Here is a 17,334-nt window from a genome sequence, read left to right on the forward strand (position 1 = left end):
TTTGAGTGGAAAACGTATCGAAAAAAGCGTGTGAAACCCATATATACCGGGCTTTAGACGAAGTGACTGCCAAAACGGAAGCGTTTCCGGTCATGGAAACCATCAACAATCCCGAAGAGTTATCCACACCCTGTGATTATTGCCAACAGGCTGCAATATATGTGGTATCGAACATGCAGTCGCCCACCATATCTTGATTTCACTTGTGGATATGTGCATAATTCCTGTGAACAACTGATTTGATAAAGGTGGACAAGCTGTGAATATTACAATCATTACAGTCGGAAAGCTCAAAGAAAAATATCTGAAAATGGCCATCGAAGAGTACGAAAAACGGCTGCGCACCTATGCGAAAATCCAACTGGCCGAAGTACCGGATGAAAAAGCGCCCGAGCAGTTGAGTGAAGCGGAGATGGAAAGGGTGAAGAAAAAAGAAGGAGAGCGGATCCTGTCGAAAATTCCGGCCGACGCCCATGTGATCGCACTCGCCATTGAGGGCAAGCAGCGGTCGTCGGAAGAACTCGCGGCAAACCTCGAATCCCTGATGACCTACGGCAAAAGTAAAGTCGTATTTGTCATCGGCGGCTCGCTTGGCCTGCATGCCGATGTTCTCAAACGTGCCGACGAGAAACTCAGCTTTTCCAAAATGACCTTTCCTCATCAGCTGATGAAGCTCATACTGATGGAGCAGGTGTACAGGGCTTTCAGGATCATGAAAAATGAGCCGTATCATAAGTAGGCTGTCAAAAAGGATGTGAGCAGATGAGATACAACAAAACCGTCATGACGAAATTGATCAACGAGCACCGTGAATTGCATGATGAGCTAAAGAAGATCAAATCCGAGATGGGTCTGGAGAAAAATCTGGCCATCAAGGCGCTATACCATTCAGTTGTAGCGGATGACGGTCCGTACATGAAGCAGTACCAAGTGTTGGACCGTTTACACGGGGAATAAATAAAAATGATCATCGGACCTGTCCCATTGCCTGGGCGTGGCTCGGATGATCATTTTTATGTCATTACCATTCTCTTGGTTCGTAGTCGAGTTCCCTGAATAATGCGGTGCGTTCTTTTTTGGACAGATCCCTCCACTGCCCGGGGGGAAGATTGCCCAGATGGATGTTCATGATCCGGATTCTCTGCAGCCGGTACACTTGGTAGCCCAAAGCCTCGCACATACGGCGGATCTGGCGGTTCAGCCCTTGTGTGAGAATGATTTTGAAATCATATTTCGATAATTGTTCCGTCTTGCAGGGAAGCGTTTTGGTCCCCAATATCCTGACGCCCTCTGACATGTTCTTCAGAAATTCAGGGGTGATCGGCTTGTCGACCGAGACGATATATTCTTTTTCATGCTTGTTTTCGGAGCGCAGGATTTCGTTGACGATGTCCCCGTCATTCGTGAGAAGGATCAGGCCTTCAGAATCCTTGTCGAGACGCCCGATGTTGAACACTCTCAGTGGATGGTTGACCAAGTCGACGATATTCCCTTTTACACTTTTTTCTGTCGTGCTCGTGATGCCAACAGGCTTATTCAGCGCAAGATAAACATTGTTCCTGGCCACCCGGACGGGATTCCCGTCTACCCGGACATCATCCCCGGGTTCGACTTGAGTGCCGATCGAGACACGTTTGCCGTTGATCGTCACCCGCCCTTCTTCAATGAGTTTATCGGCACCGCGCCTGGATGTCTTTCCGGATTCACTGATGTATTTATTGATACGCATGTCTGCACGTCCTTTCCTTGATCAGGATCATTGGATTTGATGCTTACTATACTTTGTTTTATGGGGGAATCACAACTACTGATGCAGGGATGTCCCGGTAAGCGGAGTGCAGCAGATGATGATTTGAGTACCTGTCTTCATGATTCAATATGTATGAAAAATGGGTTTCGGTAAAGGATAACTATGAGTCAGGAAGGAGGAGTTCATACATGAGTGTGCTTTCACGGATTGCGCTGGCTCTTTTGATTATCGGCGGGATAAACTGGGGATTGATTGGTCTTTTTCAGTTTGATTTAGTTGCAACGCTATTTGGCGGCCAAGATGCCTTCTTGTCCAGGGTGGTTTATGGTCTTGTGGGAATCAGTGCCCTGATCTGTATCGGTCTGTTGTTTAAACCGAGTGAAGAGATGGACGACGTGGTGACCGGTGACCGACCCTCAAGAATCTCCAATCAGGATCTGCGTACAGAATTCGGCGAGGAGCCCGATTTCAGTAAAGAGCGGGAGACTGAGTCAAAAGAGGCGGACCGCAACAAGGATTGATTGGATCTCAAACACTGCCAGGCTTTGCGCAGAATGTAAGCTTCGCCCGCGTTATTGCGGACTCGTCGGCTTTCATCCGTATCATGCGGATGAAAGCCTTTTCTATTCTGTACAGTTGAATGCTATTTCACGCATGGTGTTCCTTGTTCGGTCCCGGAGTCCTGATTAAACCGGCAAAAAAGGTATAATTGTACTGTATGCAATCGGAAGTAAATAGGAAAGACAATTGTCGAACTATGTTATAATAAAGATTAAGAATGAACATAAGTTGTTCCCGGCCGGTGCTTGTTGATCACCGGGGCAGGAGCTCTATTATTAAAATATAATCCAGGGGATAAGGAAGGTTGTCATGAGCAGCATGCAAAAGCAAACAGATGTGATTTTGATCGGTGCCGGTATCATGAGCGCGACTTTGGGATCCTTGCTGAAAGAGCTCTCGCCGGATATGAAGATTAAAGTATTCGAGAAATTGGATAAGCCGGGGGAAGAAAGCTCCAATGAATGGAACAATGCGGGTACGGGCCACTCTGCGCTGTGCGAGCTGAACTACACTCCCCAGAAAGAAGACGGCACGGTCGAAACGAAAAAAGCGGTCCGTGTAAACGAGCAGTTCCAGCTTTCCCGTCAGTTCTGGGCCCACCTCGTCAAAAACAATCTGATCCAGGATCCCGAGAAGTTCATCATGCCTCTTCCTCACATCAGCTTTGTGGAAGGCGAAGACAATGTCTCGTTCCTGAAAAAGCGTTTCGAGGCGCTGTCGGGCAATCCTCTCTTCAAGGGAATGGAATTCAGCGACTCCCCTGAAAAGCTGGAGGAATGGATTCCTCTGATGATGGAAGGCCGCCAGGTCGATGAGCCGATTGCGGCGACGAAAATCGACTCGGGCACGGACGTCAACTTCGGTGCGCTGACCCGCATTCTCTTTGACCACCTGCAGCGCCAGGAAGTCTCGGTCGACTATCGCCACAGTGTCGAGGACATCCGTCGCTCCGGCGACAAATGGGAAGTGAAGGTCCGTGACCTCGACGGCAACAAGCTGGAGTACCACACGGCGAAGTTCGTGTTTATCGGTGCGGGCGGCGGCAGCCTGCACCTGCTTCAGAAAACGGGCATTCCGGAATCCAAGCATATCGGCGGCTTCCCGGTCAGCGGGCTGTTCCTCGTCTGCAACAATCCGGAAGTCATCGAACAGCACCATTCGAAAGTATACGGCAAGGCGAAGGTCGGCGCGCCGCCGATGTCGGTGCCTCACCTTGACACCCGCTATATCGACGGCAAGCGTTCCCTCCTCTTCGGGCCTTACGCGGGCTTTTCGCCGAAGTTCCTGAAGACGGGTTCGTATCTGGATCTGATCAAGTCGGTGAAGCCGAATAACCTCCTGACGATGCTTTCCGCAGGCGCGAAGGAAATGAAGCTCACGAAGTACCTGATCGAACAACTGATGCTGAACCAGGAACAGCGCATCGATGTGCTCCGCGAATTCATCCCGAACGCGAAAAGCGAGGATTGGGATGTGGTCATCGCGGGACAGCGCGTCCAGGTCATCAAAGACACCGAGGAAGGCGGAAAGGGCACGCTCCAGTTCGGCACGGAAGTCGTGACGGCACAGGACGGCTCGGTTGCGGCACTTCTCGGCGCATCTCCCGGCGCGTCCACCGCGGTCCATGTCATGCTTGAAATCCTTGAGCGCTGCTTCCCTGAGCAGTACGGAGACTGGGAGCCGAAGATCAAGGAAATGGTGCCTTCCTATGGCATTTCCCTTTCGGAGAACCCTGAACTCTTCGAGAAGATTCACTTCGAGACTGCAGAAGTGCTCGGCCTGAATGAAACTGAAAAAGAACCGGTTCACAACTGATAGGAAAAGAGCGCCGTTCCACATGGGACGGCGCTTTTTTTCATGGTTATTTAAATGCGGGGACTTTCTTGAGGGCGATGCAGACCGGGATGGCGACAATCAGGCCGACCACGTTCTGGGTGATGTTCCCCGGGATCGAAGCCACAGGGATGATCCAGTTGCTGAACAGGACAGCTTCGCACAGGTAGTAGCCCGCGAGCATGAACGGCAGGGAAACAATCGCAGCAATCGTATTGAAAACCGGGCTTTTCCCTTCGCGGCCGCCGGACCATGCGATTTTGCCCACGATATAGCCCTGCAGGCCTCGCGTGATCAGGGTGAACGGGGCCCACAGTGTCCAGCCCGAGACCAGGTCGAACAGAGCCATTCCGACGCCGCCTGCAATGGCACCCTTTTTGGGGCCAAACAAAATGGATGAGATAAAGAGCATCGCCGTCCCGAGGTGGACAAGCCCGCCGTTCGCGGTGATCGGCAGTTTGATATTGAGCAGCAGCGTCGCTGTAAAGACGAGCGCAATGAGCATGCCGGTGACAATCATATCGTAGGTTTTGGTCCGTGTGACGGAAACCGGGTGTGTTTTCTGCATGATGACTCCTTCTTTTCTGTATGAGATAAGACCTATCATACCGAAATGCTGACTTATGGAAAGGTTCAATTTTGTCTGTATTGAAGGGGTCAGTTTTAACGTTCTCATGACAAAACGTAGTTGGAACACTTTTATTCCGTTAAACCAAAAAGCAGGCAATGATGTTTGTTCACGCACCATTGCCTGCTTTTTTACTGTTCAATTTTATCTATCATGATGCCCGGAATTGAAATGCTTGCCCCCATGGTGGATTCGTAAGTGAGTAGACCGCTGGATATTCCCATGATGGTAATGACATCGTCTTCGAGAATTCTTGAATCAACAATCGAAGAATCAAATTCCCCATAAATGATGGTATCGTAGTCCTCGTTAACTGCAAATCTGATTTGAGTGGTGCCGTCCCCTTCCATAACCTGAATGACTTTTCCGTGGAATTTCACTTTTTTCCCGATGTAGTCATCAGGAGTCCTGGCCAATTGGTCATATGTGATTCCTGTCTCATAACCTTTCTTGGCTTCCTCTTCAGCCTTTCGTTTGGCTTCTTTTTCTTCTGCCTCTTTTCTGGCTGCTTCTTCAGCCGCTTTCTTTTTGGCTTTTGCTTCTTCTTCTTCTGCTTTCTTTTTAGCTGCTGCCTCTTCTGCTTCTTTCTTTACTTTTTCTTCATCAATTTTCCGTTGTCTTTCAGCTTCCGATAGCTCAAACCACGGTTCGGCTTCTTCTACTTTTGCCTCTAAGTCTTTGATTTTGCCTTCTTTTTCTCTTAACTTCCCATTGAGATCATCGTACTTTGCTTGTAACGAGGACAGTTCTTTATCTTTTTCAGCCAGCAATTGCTCCTTTTCGGAAGCGTTGCCGGAGAGGCTGGTAATAAGGAAAAAAACAACAAAGACAATTAAAATTTGTATCCAGAATTTTTTGCTCTTCCAATTGACCTTCAACGCTAGCCATCTCCTAATCCAAAAGTTTCCTCAATTATACAGGACGACTGATTCTAAAGATATACATTTCTATACAATATACGGAATTTAGATGGGTAATTTATAACTCAATAAATTTTAGGCTGTGTCTGTTTTCATTTGCTAAACCTTGCTGTTGAGCCTTTCAATGAGGTTTGTAAAGATTGTTAACCCTGTTGCAGACTCGGTTTACAAACGATTTACATCTAATTCATTTGTCCTCAACAACCTGTTGCTAAAGTAGGGAATGTAAACAAAACGACTACGACCAACAGGGGGAACATTTACATGAAAAGCTGGAAACACTATCTCGGACTCACTGTCGTTTCATCGGCTCTGCTGCTCGGCGCTTGCGGCGGCAACGTGGAAGAAGACACAGCAGAGGATGGAGCAACTGAAGAACAGGCAGCGGAAAGCGATACGGCAAGCGAATCTGCAGATCAGTCTTCTGAAGCAGCGGTTGAAGGCGAAGTTTCCGGCGATGGCTCAAGCACGGTCGCGCCAATCATGGAAGCCCTCGTCGAAGAATATTCCGCAACCGGAACGGACGTCCAGGTAACGGTCGGTGTATCCGGAACAGGCGGCGGATTCGAGAAATTCATCGCCGGCGAGACCGACTTCTCGAACGCATCCCGCGAGATCAAAGACGAAGAAAAGCAGAAGCTTGAAGAAGCCGGAATCGACTACACAGAATTCCTTCTCGCCTATGATGGGCTGACAGTGGTCGTCAACCCTGAAAACGACTGGGCAACCGAGCTGACCGTCGAGGACCTGAAGAAAATCTGGGTGGAAGACGGCACGACAAAGAAATGGTCCGACATCAATCCGGAGTGGCCGGATGAAGAAATCGTCTTCTACTCCCCGGGCACGGACTCCGGCACATATGACTACTTCAATGAAGTCATCCTTGAAGAGGAAGACATGGTCCAGAACGCCACGCTTTCCGAAGACGACAACGTCCTGGTACAGGGCGTTCAGGGCGACAAGAATGCCATCGGCTTCTTCGGATATTCGTACTATGTGGCCAACCAGGACACCATCCAAGCAGTCGCAATCGACGGCGTAGAACCGACGAACGAAACGATCGAATCCGGTGACTACTCGCCGCTGTCCCGTCCGCTCTACACATACGTGAGCAACGAGGCGCTTCAGAACGACGCGGCAACTTACGACTTCTTCGAGTTCGCACTGGATAACGCAGGCGCCATGGCTGAAGCCGTCGGCTATGTCAGCCTTCCCCAGGAAGTGACGGACGAACAGAAAGCAAAGCTGGAAGAATTCAAAAAGTGACTTTCATCTCTCTGCAGGGCAAATGAGCGGCATTCCGCTGCTCATTTCTTTCTGCTTTCCAAATAAATGGAGGTAAATGATGGTAAATCCGACTACCCGGGAACGGGCATCCGTACAGGAACTGATTGCCAAAGCCGGAAACAACAAACGTAAAAAAGCCATTGAGAAAATCATCCCGGTCATTCTTTTCCTGATTGCAGGCGTCTCCGTGCTCACAACGATCGGAATTGTCGCGACGCTGATCTTTGAGACGGTGACGTTCTTCAGGCAAGTGCCGATCCTGTCGTTCATCTTCGGAACCGAGTGGCTGCCGTTCTCCAACAAGGAAGCGAAATTCGGCATCCTGCCGCTGATCGCCGGCACGCTCAAGATTACGCTGATCGCTGTAATCGTGGCGGTCCCGATTGGCCTCGCGGCAGCGATTTATCTGAGCGAATATGCTTCGGACACCGCTCGCCGGATCATCAAGCCGGTCCTTGAGGTGTTGGCGGGCGTCCCGACAATCGTCTATGGATTCTTCGCCCTGACTTTCGTGACACCGGTCCTTCAGACGATCATCCCGGACCTGAAGATCTTCAACGCCCTCAGTCCCGGGATCGTGGTCGGATTCATGATCATCCCGATGATCGCTTCGCTTTCCGAAGACGCGATGAGTGCCGTGCCGAATGCGATGCGGGAAGGGGCGCTCGCGATGGGCGCGACGAAGTTCGAGGTTGCGATCAAAGTCGTCCTGCCGGCGGCCCTTTCCGGAATTCTTGCATCGGTCGTCCTCGCCACCTCGCGTGCGATCGGGGAAACGATGATCGTGTCGCTTGCAGGCGGTTCGACACCGCGCTTTGATGCGAACTTCACCGACTCCGTCCAGACAATGACCGCCTATATCGTCCAGGTTTCCACGGGTGATGCGGGTTACGGCACTCCGATCTACTATTCGATCTATGCGGTCGGCTTCACGCTGTTCCTCTTCACCCTGCTGATGAACTTCCTGGCAAGCCGCATCACGAAACGATTCAGGGAGGCGTACTAAGATGAGAATCACTGAACAGCAGCCCGGAGTCAGCAAACGCTATATCGATCCGGATTCCGTCACCAAACGGATGGACGGCCGGAAAGTCATCAATACGGTTTTCAGATCCTTGTTCTTCATGGCGACACTCGTGGCGCTGCTTGTGCTGGGGATTCTGTTCTACAGGATCCTGTCGCAGGGCCTTGGCTTCCTGTCCGCGGAATTTTTCCAGAACTTCGCATCGCGAATCCCCGAGAAGGCCGGCATAAAGGCCGCCCTCGTCGGATCGCTCTGGCTCATGGCGGTCGTCGCGCCGGTTTCGATGTTCCTCGGAATCGGGACGGCGATCTACCTGGAAGAATACGCCAAGAAAAATCGGATCAATGACTTGATCCGGATGAATATCTCGAACTTGGCGGGCGTCCCGTCCGTCGTGTTCGGCCTTCTGGGACTGACAATCTTCGTCCGGGCGCTCGCCCTCGGAAACAGCATCCTGGCCGCGGGCTTCACGATGAGCCTGCTCATCCTGCCGGTCATCATCGTCGCCGCCCAGGAAGCGATCCGCGCCGTGCCGCAGGACGTGCGGGAAGCGTCGTACGGGATGGGGGCAACCAAATGGCAGACCATCGTCCGCGTCGTGCTTCCGAGCGCGATTCCGGGCATCCTGACAGGCAGCATCCTCGCCCTGTCGCGTGCGGTCGGGGAAACGGCACCGCTGATCGTTATCGGCGTGCCGGTCATTATCCACTTCCTGCCGACGGGCGTCACGGATACATTCACGGCGCTTCCGATGCAGATCTACGACTGGGCAAAGCGGCCACAGGCCGACTTCCAGCAAGTTGCCTCAGCAGGCATCATTGTTCTCATGGCGTTCCTGCTTTTCATGAATTCGATTGCTGTCCTGATCCGGAATAAATTCCAGAAGCGGTACTGAGAACCGAGAGGAGAAAAAGGAATGGTACAACTGATGAACCGAACCGAAACTGAAGCGGTCGTGAGCCCGCCGGAAGCACCGGTCAGGGAAGCGGCAAAGCCGGTCGTCTATGATACAAAGCAGCTGAATCTCTGGTATGGCAGCCACCACGCTCTGAAGAATATCGATCTGCCGATCCGGGAAAACGAAGTCACGGCAATCATCGGTCCTTCGGGCTGCGGGAAGTCGACCTATATCAAGACGCTTAACCGCATGGTGGAACTCGTTGACGGTGTCCGCACATCGGGAGAAATCCTGTACCGCGGCCGCAATATTTTCGACGCCAAGTATTCGGTCGAGGAACTTCGCACGCGTGTCGGCATGGTGTTCCAGAAGCCGAACCCGTTCCCGAAGTCGATCTATGACAACATCGCCTACGGCCCTCGGATCCATGGCATCAAGAACAAAAAAATTCTTGATGAAATCGTTGAACAGAGCCTTCGCGGCGCGGCAATCTGGGATGAAGTCAAAGACCGCCTGAACACGAACGCCTACTCGCTCTCGGGCGGCCAGCAGCAACGGATCTGTATCGCCCGCGCACTGGCGATCGAGCCGGACGTCATCCTCATGGACGAACCGACATCCGCCCTCGATCCGATCTCGACTCTGAAAGTCGAAGAGCTCGTCCAGGAACTCAAAGAAAACTATTCGATCATCATCGTCACGCACAACATGCAGCAGGCCGCACGGATTTCGGATAAGACGGCGTTCTTTCTGAACGGCGAAGTCATTGAGTTCGACCATACGGATAAGATTTTCCAGAACCCGGCCGACCAGCGGACCGAAGATTATATCTCCGGCCGGTTCGGCTAAAAAGGGGGTCACGGAGTTGAGGAATATGGGGAATGTACGGAAGACGTTCCAATCGGAACTGGAAGACCTGAAGGGCACCCTGCTGCGGATGGTGGATCTCGCGGAGCGGCAGCTCGGGGATTCGATGGAAGCGCTGAAGGCCCAAAACCTGATGCTCGCCAATGCGGTCAAGCAGAAGGACGCTGAAATCAATGCATTGGATGAAGAGATCAACCAGAAAGTAATCCAGCTGATCACCCAGCAGCAGCCTGTTGCGACAGATCTGCGCAAAATCATCGTCGCGCTCAAGATTTCGACCGACATGGAACGCATCGGCGACCTCGCGGTGAACATCGCCAAATCCACCATTCACATCGGTGAAGAGCCGCTGATCAAGCCGATCATCGACATCCCCAAGATGGCGGATGCGGTGCAGGTCATGCTCCGGAAAGCGTTTGATGCCTATGATCTCGAAGATATCGACCTTGCATTCGAACTTGCGAAGGAAGACGATGCCATCGACGAGGCTTACGGCCGGCTCATCCAGGAACTGATGGGCTACATGCACCGGAATCCGGATCATGTGAACCAGATCACCCAGCTGGCCTTTATCTGCCGACACCTCGAGCGTGTCGGCGACCACGCCACCAACATGGCCGAGAACATCATCTTCATGGTCAAGGGTAAAACACTGAATCTGAATGAATGATGAAAAGAGGCTCCGGCATGGGGCCTCTTTTTCCTATGACCAATCAGGTGTACAATATAGTCAGAACATTAAGAAGGTGAAGCCGTGATCATCGAAATGGAGAACGTCTCCCGCAAGCGGGAGGGGAAATGGATTTTAAAAGATATCGATTGGAAAGTCGAAAAGGGGGAGCACTGGGTGCTCTACGGGCTGAACGGAGCGGGGAAGACTTCGCTCCTCGAGCTCATCAATGCCTATCTGTTCCCGACAAGCGGGACGATCCGTGTGCTCGGCATGGAGTTCGGGAAGACATATCTGGCGGAGCGGTTGCGCAAACGGATCGGATTTGTCTCGTCACTGGTCCAGCAAAAGCTCGAGCCGGGGGACAATGCGTATGAGGTCGTCCTGAGCGGCGCGTATGCCTCGTTCGGTCTGTATGAGGAGACAACAGAAGAGATCGACCAAAAGGGCGTCGGCATCCTCAGAGAACTGGGTTGCCTGGAATACGCCAACCGCCGGTATGATACGCTGTCTCAGGGAGAAAAACAGCGGGTGCTGATCGGCAGGGCGCTCATGGCGGATCCGGATCTGCTGATTTTGGATGAGCCGACCAACGGGCTCGATTTTCTTGCCCGCGAGGAACTGCTGGAATCGATCGGCCGGATTGCGGAAAAGCCGGATGCGCCGACCATCCTGTATGTCACGCATCATATCGAGGAGATCCTGCCGGTCTTCAACAAGACACTTCTTTTGAAAGAAGGAAACGTTTTTGATGCCGGAGATACGCGAAGGCTTGTTACCGGCGACCGTCTTTCCGAGTTTTTCGGCATGCCTGTCAACGTCTTCTGGAACGATGGCCGACCGTTGCTCTCGAAGGCTCGTACAGTCAGAACATGATCCATGCCATACATCCAACAGGGATTGTCCATGATCCACACGGACAATCCCTGTTGCATTCTTTCGCGATCTCTTAACGTTCCAGCTTTTTCAGCGGTGTCTTGGCCGGTCCCGCCAAGACATTGCCGGTGCTGTCAAAGACCGAGCCGTGACATGGGCAGTCCCAAGTTCTGTCACCGTCATTCCATGCCACTTCACAGCCAAGATGGGTGCAGGAAAGGTCGAGTATGTGGGTGCTGCCGTCTTCGTCTTTATAGATGCCGACCGGCTTTCCATCTCGTTCCATGCGAATAGCCTGGCCGTCTTCGAGCTCTGCGGCAATGCGTGATACAGTGGTGGACTCGTTTTTCTTGCCTTCATCTTTGTCGTTGCCGCCGTTCTGATTGCCGGTGTCTTCAGGCAGCTGCCGGTGAGGGTCAAACAGTTCCTTGCAGGGGTGATCCTCTCCTGTAATCAGGCCGGCGATAACGCGGGCTGCGCAAGCAGATGCGGCGAGCCCCCATTTGCCGTAGCCCGTCATGACATAGATGGAACTGCCGCCTTTTTCAAGCGGACCGATATACGGTCGTTTGTCGGGGGTAACGAGATCGTGTTCGGACCAGTATGTCTGCATGTCCGTCAGCCCAAAAGCTTCTTTGGCGAATGTCCGGATTTCTCTGTAACGGCCGGAGACCGAGGAGCCGTCTCCTGTCGGATGGGTTTCCCCGCCGATGATCCATACAAGCCGGCCGTCTTCCGCTTCCGATGTTCTGAATGTCCGCGTCGGTGAATCTTCTGTGATGTACATGCCATTTCCCCATTCAATATTTCCACGCGTGAAAGAAGTCAGATGGGAAGTGAACGGTTTCATCGTGTTTGAATAAAATGACTCGGGATCCTCGACGGGGAACAAGGTCGCAAGTACGATTTGGCTGCAGGTCACTGTGTACGGCTGATTGGTCCGGACGACCAGCCGGTCCCCATTTTGCTCTGCCTCCATGTATCTGGTACCTTCGTAAAGCTGCACGCCCATCGACTCCAGTTCCTGCAGGATCCCGTGCAGAAAGTTCATCGCATGGAACTCTGCCTGATCCTCCATAACCAGTGCCGCTGCCGATTCAAATCCGGGCGGAGATGATTTGGTCATTCTGCCGGGAATGCCCAGCCGGCTGTAAGCTTCTGCCTCTTTTTTCAGTTTGCCGATTCCATCTTCTGAGCGGGAGATGACATAGGCGTCCGTCTTCCTGAAATCACAGTCAATCCCGTGCTTGCGGACGAGGGATTCAATCAGCTGCCGGCCTTCCTGATTGGCCTCAAAGTATTGACGGGCTGTTTGCTCGCCGTGACGTTCCAAAAGATCATGATAGATGAGCCCATGCTGGGCAGTTAGTTTTCCGGTGGTCCCCCCGGTGGTCCCACTTCCCATTTTCAGTGCTTCGATCAGGGCGACCGATCTGCCTTTTTCGGCAAGCGAGTAAGCGGCCAACACCCCGGAAATTCCTCCGCCTGCCACTACGACATCCGCTTCAACATCCTCCGACAACTCCGGATAACCGCTCCTCACCGCACTTGCACGCCAAAAGGATTGATTCATTCCCATCGCCTTTTCCTCCATTTGAACGCCTCCTGTCCAAAATACGTTTCTCTTTTTCTCTTCCTTTCTATGGAGACGCTAAACGTGCCGGTCGATCCGATTGACAACCGCATGTTAGATATTTATACTGTTAAAAGGTTTAATGATTAAAACATTTAGCGGAGAAAGTAATCAGGAGGTCAACATGCCAAACGATGATCAAGGGTTTGCCCGTTTTGAAGAACTGTTCTGGGAAGTGACACGGGGAATGGGGAAAAAGTGGTCCCGTATTTTTGAATCGCAGTTGCCGGGCTCCCAGGCGTATCTGGTTCACCTCTTGGAGCGGGAAGGCCGGGTGCGCATGTCCAGCCTTGCGGATGCGTTGCAGCTGACCGGCGGAGCGGTGACAAGCGCTTCGGATAAACTGATTCAGCGGGAGTTTGTTACAAGGATCAGGGATGAGGAAGACCGGCGGGTTGTGTACCTGGAGCTGACCGAACAGGGGCGGCGGGTGATGGGGGAACTCAGGGAAAAAGGGCGCGCCGAAATGAAGCGGGTTTTCGGCCATCTGTCCGAAGATGACCTGGATACGCTGGTTCGTATTTTTGGGCAGGCAGCACATAAGCTGTGGGAAAAAGAGGAGGACAAATAACAAGCATGAATCATTTGTCAGACAAGCAGAAAGTGACGATCATGATCGCTATCATGGTCGCGATGTTCTTCTCGGCCATCAACCAAACGATCATAGGGGTCGCCATGCCAAGGATCATTGCCAGCCTCGGCGGGATGGACTATTACACGTGGGTAATCACCATATACTTGCTGACGATGGCCGTGGCGACGATTCTTGTCGGGAAGCTGTCCGATATCTACGGCCGGAAGCCGTTTCTGCTGGCGGGAATCGGATTTTTCATGGTTGGAGCCTTTCTGTCCGGCTTTTCCTCGACGATTTTTCAGCTGATCATTTTGCGTGGTCTTACCGGAATCGGCGGCGGGATGATCATGTCGACGGCCTTCACGGCGGTCGGCGACCTCTATCTTCCCCGTGAACGTGCCCGCTGGACCGGCCTTATGAGCGGGATTTTCGGGATTTCGAGCGTTCTCGGGCCGCTCATGGGCGGCTTCATCGTCGATCACCTCGACTGGCACTGGGTGTTTTGGATCTTCCTTCCGCTCGGAATCGTAGCGTTCGGCATGATCTTTAAGCTGTTTCCGAGCGTGCCGAAGCGGGAAGGAGAGTCCATTGACTACGTTGGATCGGCATTTCTCACCATTACGATCGTTTCCCTTCTACTCGCATTCAGCCTGGCCGGAGAAGGGGCTGGAAAGTACGCCTGGTCGTCCTGGCAGATTCTCGGTCTGTTCGGATTGACTGCGGTCTCGCTTGCAATCTTCATTTTTGTCGAATCAAAAGTGCAGACACCGGTATTGCCACTGTCGCTGTTTAAAAATGATATCGTGACCGTTTCGAATCTTTGCGGTTTCCTGCTCGGGATGGGCATGATGGGCGTTATGATCTATACGCCGTTCTTCATCCAGGGAGTCAAGGGAATCTCGCCGAGTGGCTCGGGTTATATCATGATGCCGATGTCGATTGTCATGGTGTTTGCCACGACTTTTGCAGGCGGCTATATGACCAAGACGGGCAAATACAAGGGGCTTGCCATTTCCGGCCTCGGCATCACCTCCATGGGCATCTTCCTGCTGTCCATGATTGATGCGGCGACGCCGGTCTATGTTCTGATCAGCTATCTGTGCATCATTGGCATCGGGCTCGGCGCCAGCATGCCGGTCTTCTCGCTCACCGTACAAAATGCCGTTCCGCTAGGTCAACTCGGCGTTGCTTCCGCCTCGTCCCAGCTGTTCCGCTCGCTCGGAAACACGATGGGCATCGGGATTCTCGGCGCGGTCATGAGTTCCAGGATGGCCTCGCGCATGAAGGATGCTTATGCGCAAGGCGGGGAAGGGGCGAGCGTGATGTCGCAACTTCCGCCCGAACAGGCCAAGGAACTCGGTGCGCTCGTGAACCCGGAAATGCTGCTGGATCAGCCGAAGCTTGAAAAGGCACTCGCATCCATGCCGGCCGACCTGAAACCGGTCGCAGAAGGGCTCATTGCTTCTGTGAGGGACGTGTTCAGCGATGCACTGACGACCACATTCCTTGCGGGCGGCATCATCATGGTCATCGCGGTACTGCTGGCCGTATTCCTGCGCGCCATTCCGCTCGTTTCGGCGAAGCCGGATGCAGGTACAGTGGATAAAGGTAAAACTCCTGCGAAGCCTGTGATGCAGAACGAAAAGTAATCAAAAAACGCCATGCGCTTTCCTGAACGGAATGCGCATGGCGTTTTTGTCTGGGAGGGGAAGCGGCTTGCAGGCGGCGTGCTGGATTGATAGTGTGGAGTCAAAGGGGGAATGCGTCGCATTTTTCCGCGAGTGAGCCGCTTTCAGCTGAAACAGGGAGAAAGGGGACTGGGGCAATGAACATCGGTGTGTTGGGGACGGGAAACATTGCGACTTATCTGCTGGAATGCGTGAATGAGGAGAAGCTCGTCGACGGGGAGATCAAAGCGGTTTGCGGACGGAACCGGGAAGCGGGAAAGCAGCTTGCAGCGCGCTACAGCACCAGGTTTTATGAAGACGTCGATGAGTTCATCGCTTCGGGCATCGACGTCGTGATCGAAGCGGCGGCGATTGAAGTGGCGGCCGCTCGTGCCGTCGAAGTGCTGAAGAACGGGAAAGACTTCATTGCCACCAGCATCGGGGCGTTCAAGGACGCTGGTTTTCTGGAAGACGTGCGGAAAACCGCTCAGGCAAACGGCCGGTCGGTCTTCCTTCCGTCCGGGGCGATCGGCGGTCTCGATCTGCTGCAGTCGGCCAACGCGATCGGCGGTCTCCAAAAAGTGAGCATCACGACACGGAAGTCGCCGAGATCACTTGGGCTGGATTCGATGGATGAAGAAAAATTATTGTTTGAAGGATCCGCCGGCGAGGCGATCGGCAAGTTCCCGGAAAACATCAACGTCGCCCTGCTACTGTCACTCGCCGGACTCGGGACAGACAAGACGAGGGTCCGTATCATTGCCGATCCCGCTGTCGAACGCAATACGCATTTGATTGAAGCGGACGGCAGCTTTGGCAAGATGATGCTGAAAACCGAAAATACACCCATGCCCGGCAATCCGAAAACAAGCTACCTTGCTGCGCTCAGCATCCTATCGGTCCTTCAGAACAAAGGAAATCCGGTCATCATCGGATGAAGCTGAAAAGGAAGGAAGAACTCAAGATGAAGGATCAGCTTGAACAGGCCCGCTCCCTCGGGAAGGCGGGCCGGCTGGAGGAAGCCGGGGAACTGCTGATCCTGCTGGCGGCAGATCATCCGGATGACGCCCGGCTCCAGTTTGAATGCGCACGGGCAATGGACCGGACGGGAAAAGAAACTTCCGCTGTTCCTTATTATAAACGGGCCATTTTGCTCGGCCTTCCGGAAAGCAAACTAAAAGACGCCTACCTCGGTCTCGGAAGCACCTTGCGTACGCTCGGCCGCTACAGGCAGTCACTTGCCGTGCTGGAGAAAGGATCCGGCCGCTTCCCGGAAGACCGTGCCTTGCAGGTGTTCCGGGCGATGACCCTTTACAACCTGGGAGAACACAAGGAGGCGATGCGATTGCTTCTGGTTAATCTTGCTGACACTGCGGCGGACGGCGAAATCAATAAGTATGAAGCAGCCATCCGCTTCTATGCCGGGCATCTGGATCAAGTGTGGGAGTGACTTCAGGAGGTGCATAAATGGGTATTAGTTTGGTTTTGGCCGCTTCATTAATCTTAAATCTCGGCCTGCTTTTAATTGTTGTTGGGCAGTCCAGGAAAATACAGGTTTTAAGACAACAGAACAAGAGAGTGTTGCCTAAGGAATCAAACGATGAATTGGCAGCTTTGGCACAAGAAAAGCTAAGAACACTTGGAGACATCAAGACCATAAAATATCTGAGGCTGGAAAAGGGCCTGTCAATGATAGACGCTAAAACGCTTGTGGATTCCCTGAAAGATCCGAAGTGATTTTGAATGTCCCGTTACAGGCCCAAAGACGGCGGGTGCTGACCGGACAAGAGGATTGAAACTGAATAGCACATAACGGATTAAAAAATGCACCCCTGAGGGTGCATTTCAGACTGTAGACAAAGTGAGTATATTACTCCGTTGTCTGCAGTTTTTTTCATTTCCATAAAATCCTCCGGATTTACGCTGCGGGCCCTCGCTTACCGCGGGCGTTGCCTTAGCCTCCTCGAGCTTCGCTCTGCGGGGTCTTCGGCTAACGCTTTTCCCGCAGGTGTCTCGGGCCCTCCGCTTCAATCCGCCATATGGCTTATTGAGGCAAACCGTACCTGTTTATATAATCGAATTAACAGACTACAAAACGGGTGATGAATATGCTGTCGAAATCGAATGGAACCAATCGCGATCAACT

At 52.6% G+C, this 17,334-nt stretch carries 20 protein-coding genes; 16 read left to right on the forward strand and 4 right to left on the reverse strand.

All coding sequences use genetic code 11. The features are described from left to right. Positions 1-5 precede the first annotated feature (5 nt). The 3 genes from BLT01_RS11060 to BLT01_RS11070 all read left to right on the forward strand — a co-directional run bounded on the left by BLT01_RS11060 (position 6) and on the right by BLT01_RS11070 (position 957). On the forward strand, positions 6-197 hold the full coding sequence (locus tag BLT01_RS11060) for a CxxH/CxxC protein (RefSeq protein ID WP_092097748.1): 192 nt from the start codon (positions 6-8) through the stop codon (positions 195-197). Positions 198-259: 62 nt separating this feature from the next. Further along, on the forward strand, positions 260-739 hold the full coding sequence (gene rlmH / locus BLT01_RS11065) for a 23S rRNA (pseudouridine(1915)-N(3))-methyltransferase RlmH (RefSeq protein ID WP_092097749.1): 480 nt from the start codon (positions 260-262) through the stop codon (positions 737-739). A 23-nt stretch (positions 740-762) separates the two neighbouring features. Beyond that, positions 763-957: a hypothetical protein gene (locus BLT01_RS11070; protein ID WP_092097750.1), complete on the forward strand. Its 195-nt coding sequence runs from the start codon at positions 763-765 to the stop codon at positions 955-957. Between the two features lie 64 nt (positions 958-1,021). Here BLT01_RS11070 and rluF read toward each other — a convergent pair whose 3' ends face one another. Then, positions 1,022-1,729 (reverse strand): 23S rRNA pseudouridine(2604) synthase RluF, encoded by a 708-nt coding sequence (gene rluF / locus BLT01_RS11075; RefSeq protein WP_092097751.1) that lies wholly within the window; start codon positions 1,727-1,729, stop codon positions 1,022-1,024. A gap of 209 nt (positions 1,730-1,938) precedes the next feature. On the opposite strand from rluF, the gene BLT01_RS11080 reads away from it, so the two are divergent. Both BLT01_RS11080 and BLT01_RS11085 read left to right on the forward strand, forming a co-directional pair. Further along, a complete protein-coding gene (locus BLT01_RS11080; RefSeq protein WP_092097752.1) occupies positions 1,939-2,271 on the forward strand; it encodes a DUF378 domain-containing protein in 333 nt (110 codons plus the stop codon). 349 nt (positions 2,272-2,620) lie between these two features. Further along, positions 2,621-4,126: a malate:quinone oxidoreductase gene (locus BLT01_RS11085; protein ID WP_092097753.1), complete on the forward strand. Its 1,506-nt coding sequence runs from the start codon at positions 2,621-2,623 to the stop codon at positions 4,124-4,126. Positions 4,127-4,172: 46 nt separating this feature from the next. Here BLT01_RS11085 and BLT01_RS11090 read toward each other — a convergent pair whose 3' ends face one another. Both BLT01_RS11090 and BLT01_RS11095 read right to left on the reverse strand, forming a co-directional pair. After that, positions 4,173-4,712, reverse strand: a complete 540-nt coding sequence (locus tag BLT01_RS11090; protein ID WP_092097754.1) for an ECF transporter S component — start codon at positions 4,710-4,712, stop codon at positions 4,173-4,175. A gap of 191 nt (positions 4,713-4,903) precedes the next feature. Then, positions 4,904-5,650 (reverse strand): toxin regulator, encoded by a 747-nt coding sequence (locus BLT01_RS11095; protein WP_092097755.1) that lies wholly within the window; start codon positions 5,648-5,650, stop codon positions 4,904-4,906. A gap of 306 nt (positions 5,651-5,956) precedes the next feature. Here BLT01_RS11095 and BLT01_RS11100 point away from each other — a divergent pair, with 306 nt between their 5' ends. The 6 genes from BLT01_RS11100 (at position 5,957) to BLT01_RS11125 (ending at position 11,314) form a co-directional block, all read left to right on the forward strand. After that, positions 5,957-6,958, forward strand: coding sequence for a PstS family phosphate ABC transporter substrate-binding protein (locus tag BLT01_RS11100; RefSeq protein ID WP_092097756.1), 1,002 nt, complete (start codon positions 5,957-5,959; stop codon positions 6,956-6,958). Positions 6,959-7,037: 79 nt separating this feature from the next. Then, positions 7,038-7,985, forward strand: a complete 948-nt coding sequence (pstC, locus tag BLT01_RS11105) for a phosphate ABC transporter permease subunit PstC (RefSeq protein WP_092097757.1) — start codon at positions 7,038-7,040, stop codon at positions 7,983-7,985. 1 nt (position 7,986) lies between these two features. Continuing rightward, entirely contained in the window at positions 7,987-8,898 is a 912-nt protein-coding gene (pstA, locus tag BLT01_RS11110) for a phosphate ABC transporter permease PstA (protein WP_092097758.1), read from the forward strand. Between the two features lie 21 nt (positions 8,899-8,919). Next, the gene (gene pstB, locus BLT01_RS11115; RefSeq protein ID WP_376739632.1) at positions 8,920-9,750 is read left to right on the forward strand and encodes a phosphate ABC transporter ATP-binding protein PstB; all 831 of its coding nucleotides are present in this window, start codon (positions 8,920-8,922) and stop codon (positions 9,748-9,750) included. Between the two features lie 25 nt (positions 9,751-9,775). Further along, the gene (gene phoU, locus BLT01_RS11120) at positions 9,776-10,438 is read left to right on the forward strand and encodes a phosphate signaling complex protein PhoU (protein WP_176765127.1); all 663 of its coding nucleotides are present in this window, start codon (positions 9,776-9,778) and stop codon (positions 10,436-10,438) included. A gap of 84 nt (positions 10,439-10,522) precedes the next feature. After that, positions 10,523-11,314: an ABC transporter ATP-binding protein gene (locus BLT01_RS11125; RefSeq protein WP_092097760.1), complete on the forward strand. Its 792-nt coding sequence runs from the start codon at positions 10,523-10,525 to the stop codon at positions 11,312-11,314. Between the two features lie 73 nt (positions 11,315-11,387). On the opposite strand, the gene BLT01_RS11130 is transcribed toward BLT01_RS11125, so the two are convergent. Beyond that, positions 11,388-12,908 carry an FAD-dependent oxidoreductase gene (locus BLT01_RS11130; RefSeq protein ID WP_092097761.1) on the reverse strand — a complete coding sequence of 507 codons (1,521 nt, stop codon included), beginning with the start codon at positions 12,906-12,908 and terminating at the stop codon, positions 11,388-11,390. Between the two features lie 163 nt (positions 12,909-13,071). On the opposite strand from BLT01_RS11130, the gene BLT01_RS11135 reads away from it, so the two are divergent. The 5 genes from BLT01_RS11135 (at position 13,072) to BLT01_RS11155 (ending at position 16,925) form a co-directional block, all read left to right on the forward strand. Continuing rightward, positions 13,072-13,518 carry a MarR family winged helix-turn-helix transcriptional regulator gene (locus BLT01_RS11135; RefSeq protein ID WP_176765128.1) on the forward strand — a complete coding sequence of 149 codons (447 nt, stop codon included), beginning with the start codon at positions 13,072-13,074 and terminating at the stop codon, positions 13,516-13,518. 5 nt (positions 13,519-13,523) lie between these two features. After that, a complete protein-coding gene (locus tag BLT01_RS11140) occupies positions 13,524-15,170 on the forward strand; it encodes an MDR family MFS transporter (RefSeq protein WP_092097763.1) in 1,647 nt (548 codons plus the stop codon). Between the two features lie 176 nt (positions 15,171-15,346). Beyond that, positions 15,347-16,126, forward strand: a complete 780-nt coding sequence (gene nadX, locus BLT01_RS11145) for an aspartate dehydrogenase (RefSeq protein ID WP_092097764.1) — start codon at positions 15,347-15,349, stop codon at positions 16,124-16,126. Between the two features lie 26 nt (positions 16,127-16,152). Beyond that, the gene (locus BLT01_RS11150) at positions 16,153-16,638 is read left to right on the forward strand and encodes a tetratricopeptide repeat protein (RefSeq protein WP_092097771.1); all 486 of its coding nucleotides are present in this window, start codon (positions 16,153-16,155) and stop codon (positions 16,636-16,638) included. Between the two features lie 17 nt (positions 16,639-16,655). Then, positions 16,656-16,925, forward strand: coding sequence for a hypothetical protein (locus BLT01_RS11155; RefSeq protein ID WP_092097765.1), 270 nt, complete (start codon positions 16,656-16,658; stop codon positions 16,923-16,925). The last annotated feature ends 409 nt before the right edge of the window (positions 16,926-17,334 follow it).

It is taken from the genome of Bhargavaea beijingensis, assembly GCF_900101985.1.
GTDB classification, from domain to species: Bacteria; Bacillota; Bacilli; order Bacillales_A; family Planococcaceae; genus Bhargavaea; species Bhargavaea beijingensis.

Bases quoted from the DNA above. Each gene is read 5' to 3' on its own strand.
- BLT01_RS11070 (WP_092097750.1), top strand. From the start codon at position 763: ATGAGATACAACAAAACCGTCATGACGAAATTGATCAACGAGCACCGT.
- rluF (WP_092097751.1), bottom strand. From the start codon at position 1,729: ATGCGTATCAATAAATACATCAGTGAATCCGGAAAGACATCCAGGCGC.
- BLT01_RS11080 (WP_092097752.1), top strand. From the start codon at position 1,939: ATGAGTGTGCTTTCACGGATTGCGCTGGCTCTTTTGATTATCGGCGGG.
- BLT01_RS11085 (WP_092097753.1), top strand. From the start codon at position 2,621: ATGAGCAGCATGCAAAAGCAAACAGATGTGATTTTGATCGGTGCCGGT.
- BLT01_RS11090 (WP_092097754.1), bottom strand. From the start codon at position 4,712: ATGCAGAAAACACACCCGGTTTCCGTCACACGGACCAAAACCTACGAT.
- BLT01_RS11100 (WP_092097756.1), top strand. From the start codon at position 5,957: ATGAAAAGCTGGAAACACTATCTCGGACTCACTGTCGTTTCATCGGCT.
- pstC (WP_092097757.1), top strand. From the start codon at position 7,038: ATGGTAAATCCGACTACCCGGGAACGGGCATCCGTACAGGAACTGATT.
- pstA (WP_092097758.1), top strand. From the start codon at position 7,987: ATGAGAATCACTGAACAGCAGCCCGGAGTCAGCAAACGCTATATCGAT.
- pstB (WP_376739632.1), top strand. From the start codon at position 8,920: ATGGTACAACTGATGAACCGAACCGAAACTGAAGCGGTCGTGAGCCCG.
- phoU (WP_176765127.1), top strand. From the start codon at position 9,776: ATGGGGAATGTACGGAAGACGTTCCAATCGGAACTGGAAGACCTGAAG.
- BLT01_RS11130 (WP_092097761.1), bottom strand. From the start codon at position 12,908: ATGGAGGAAAAGGCGATGGGAATGAATCAATCCTTTTGGCGTGCAAGT.
- BLT01_RS11135 (WP_176765128.1), top strand. From the start codon at position 13,072: ATGCCAAACGATGATCAAGGGTTTGCCCGTTTTGAAGAACTGTTCTGG.
- BLT01_RS11140 (WP_092097763.1), top strand. From the start codon at position 13,524: ATGAATCATTTGTCAGACAAGCAGAAAGTGACGATCATGATCGCTATC.
- nadX (WP_092097764.1), top strand. From the start codon at position 15,347: ATGAACATCGGTGTGTTGGGGACGGGAAACATTGCGACTTATCTGCTG.
- BLT01_RS11150 (WP_092097771.1), top strand. From the start codon at position 16,153: ATGAAGGATCAGCTTGAACAGGCCCGCTCCCTCGGGAAGGCGGGCCGG.
- BLT01_RS11155 (WP_092097765.1), top strand. From the start codon at position 16,656: ATGGGTATTAGTTTGGTTTTGGCCGCTTCATTAATCTTAAATCTCGGC.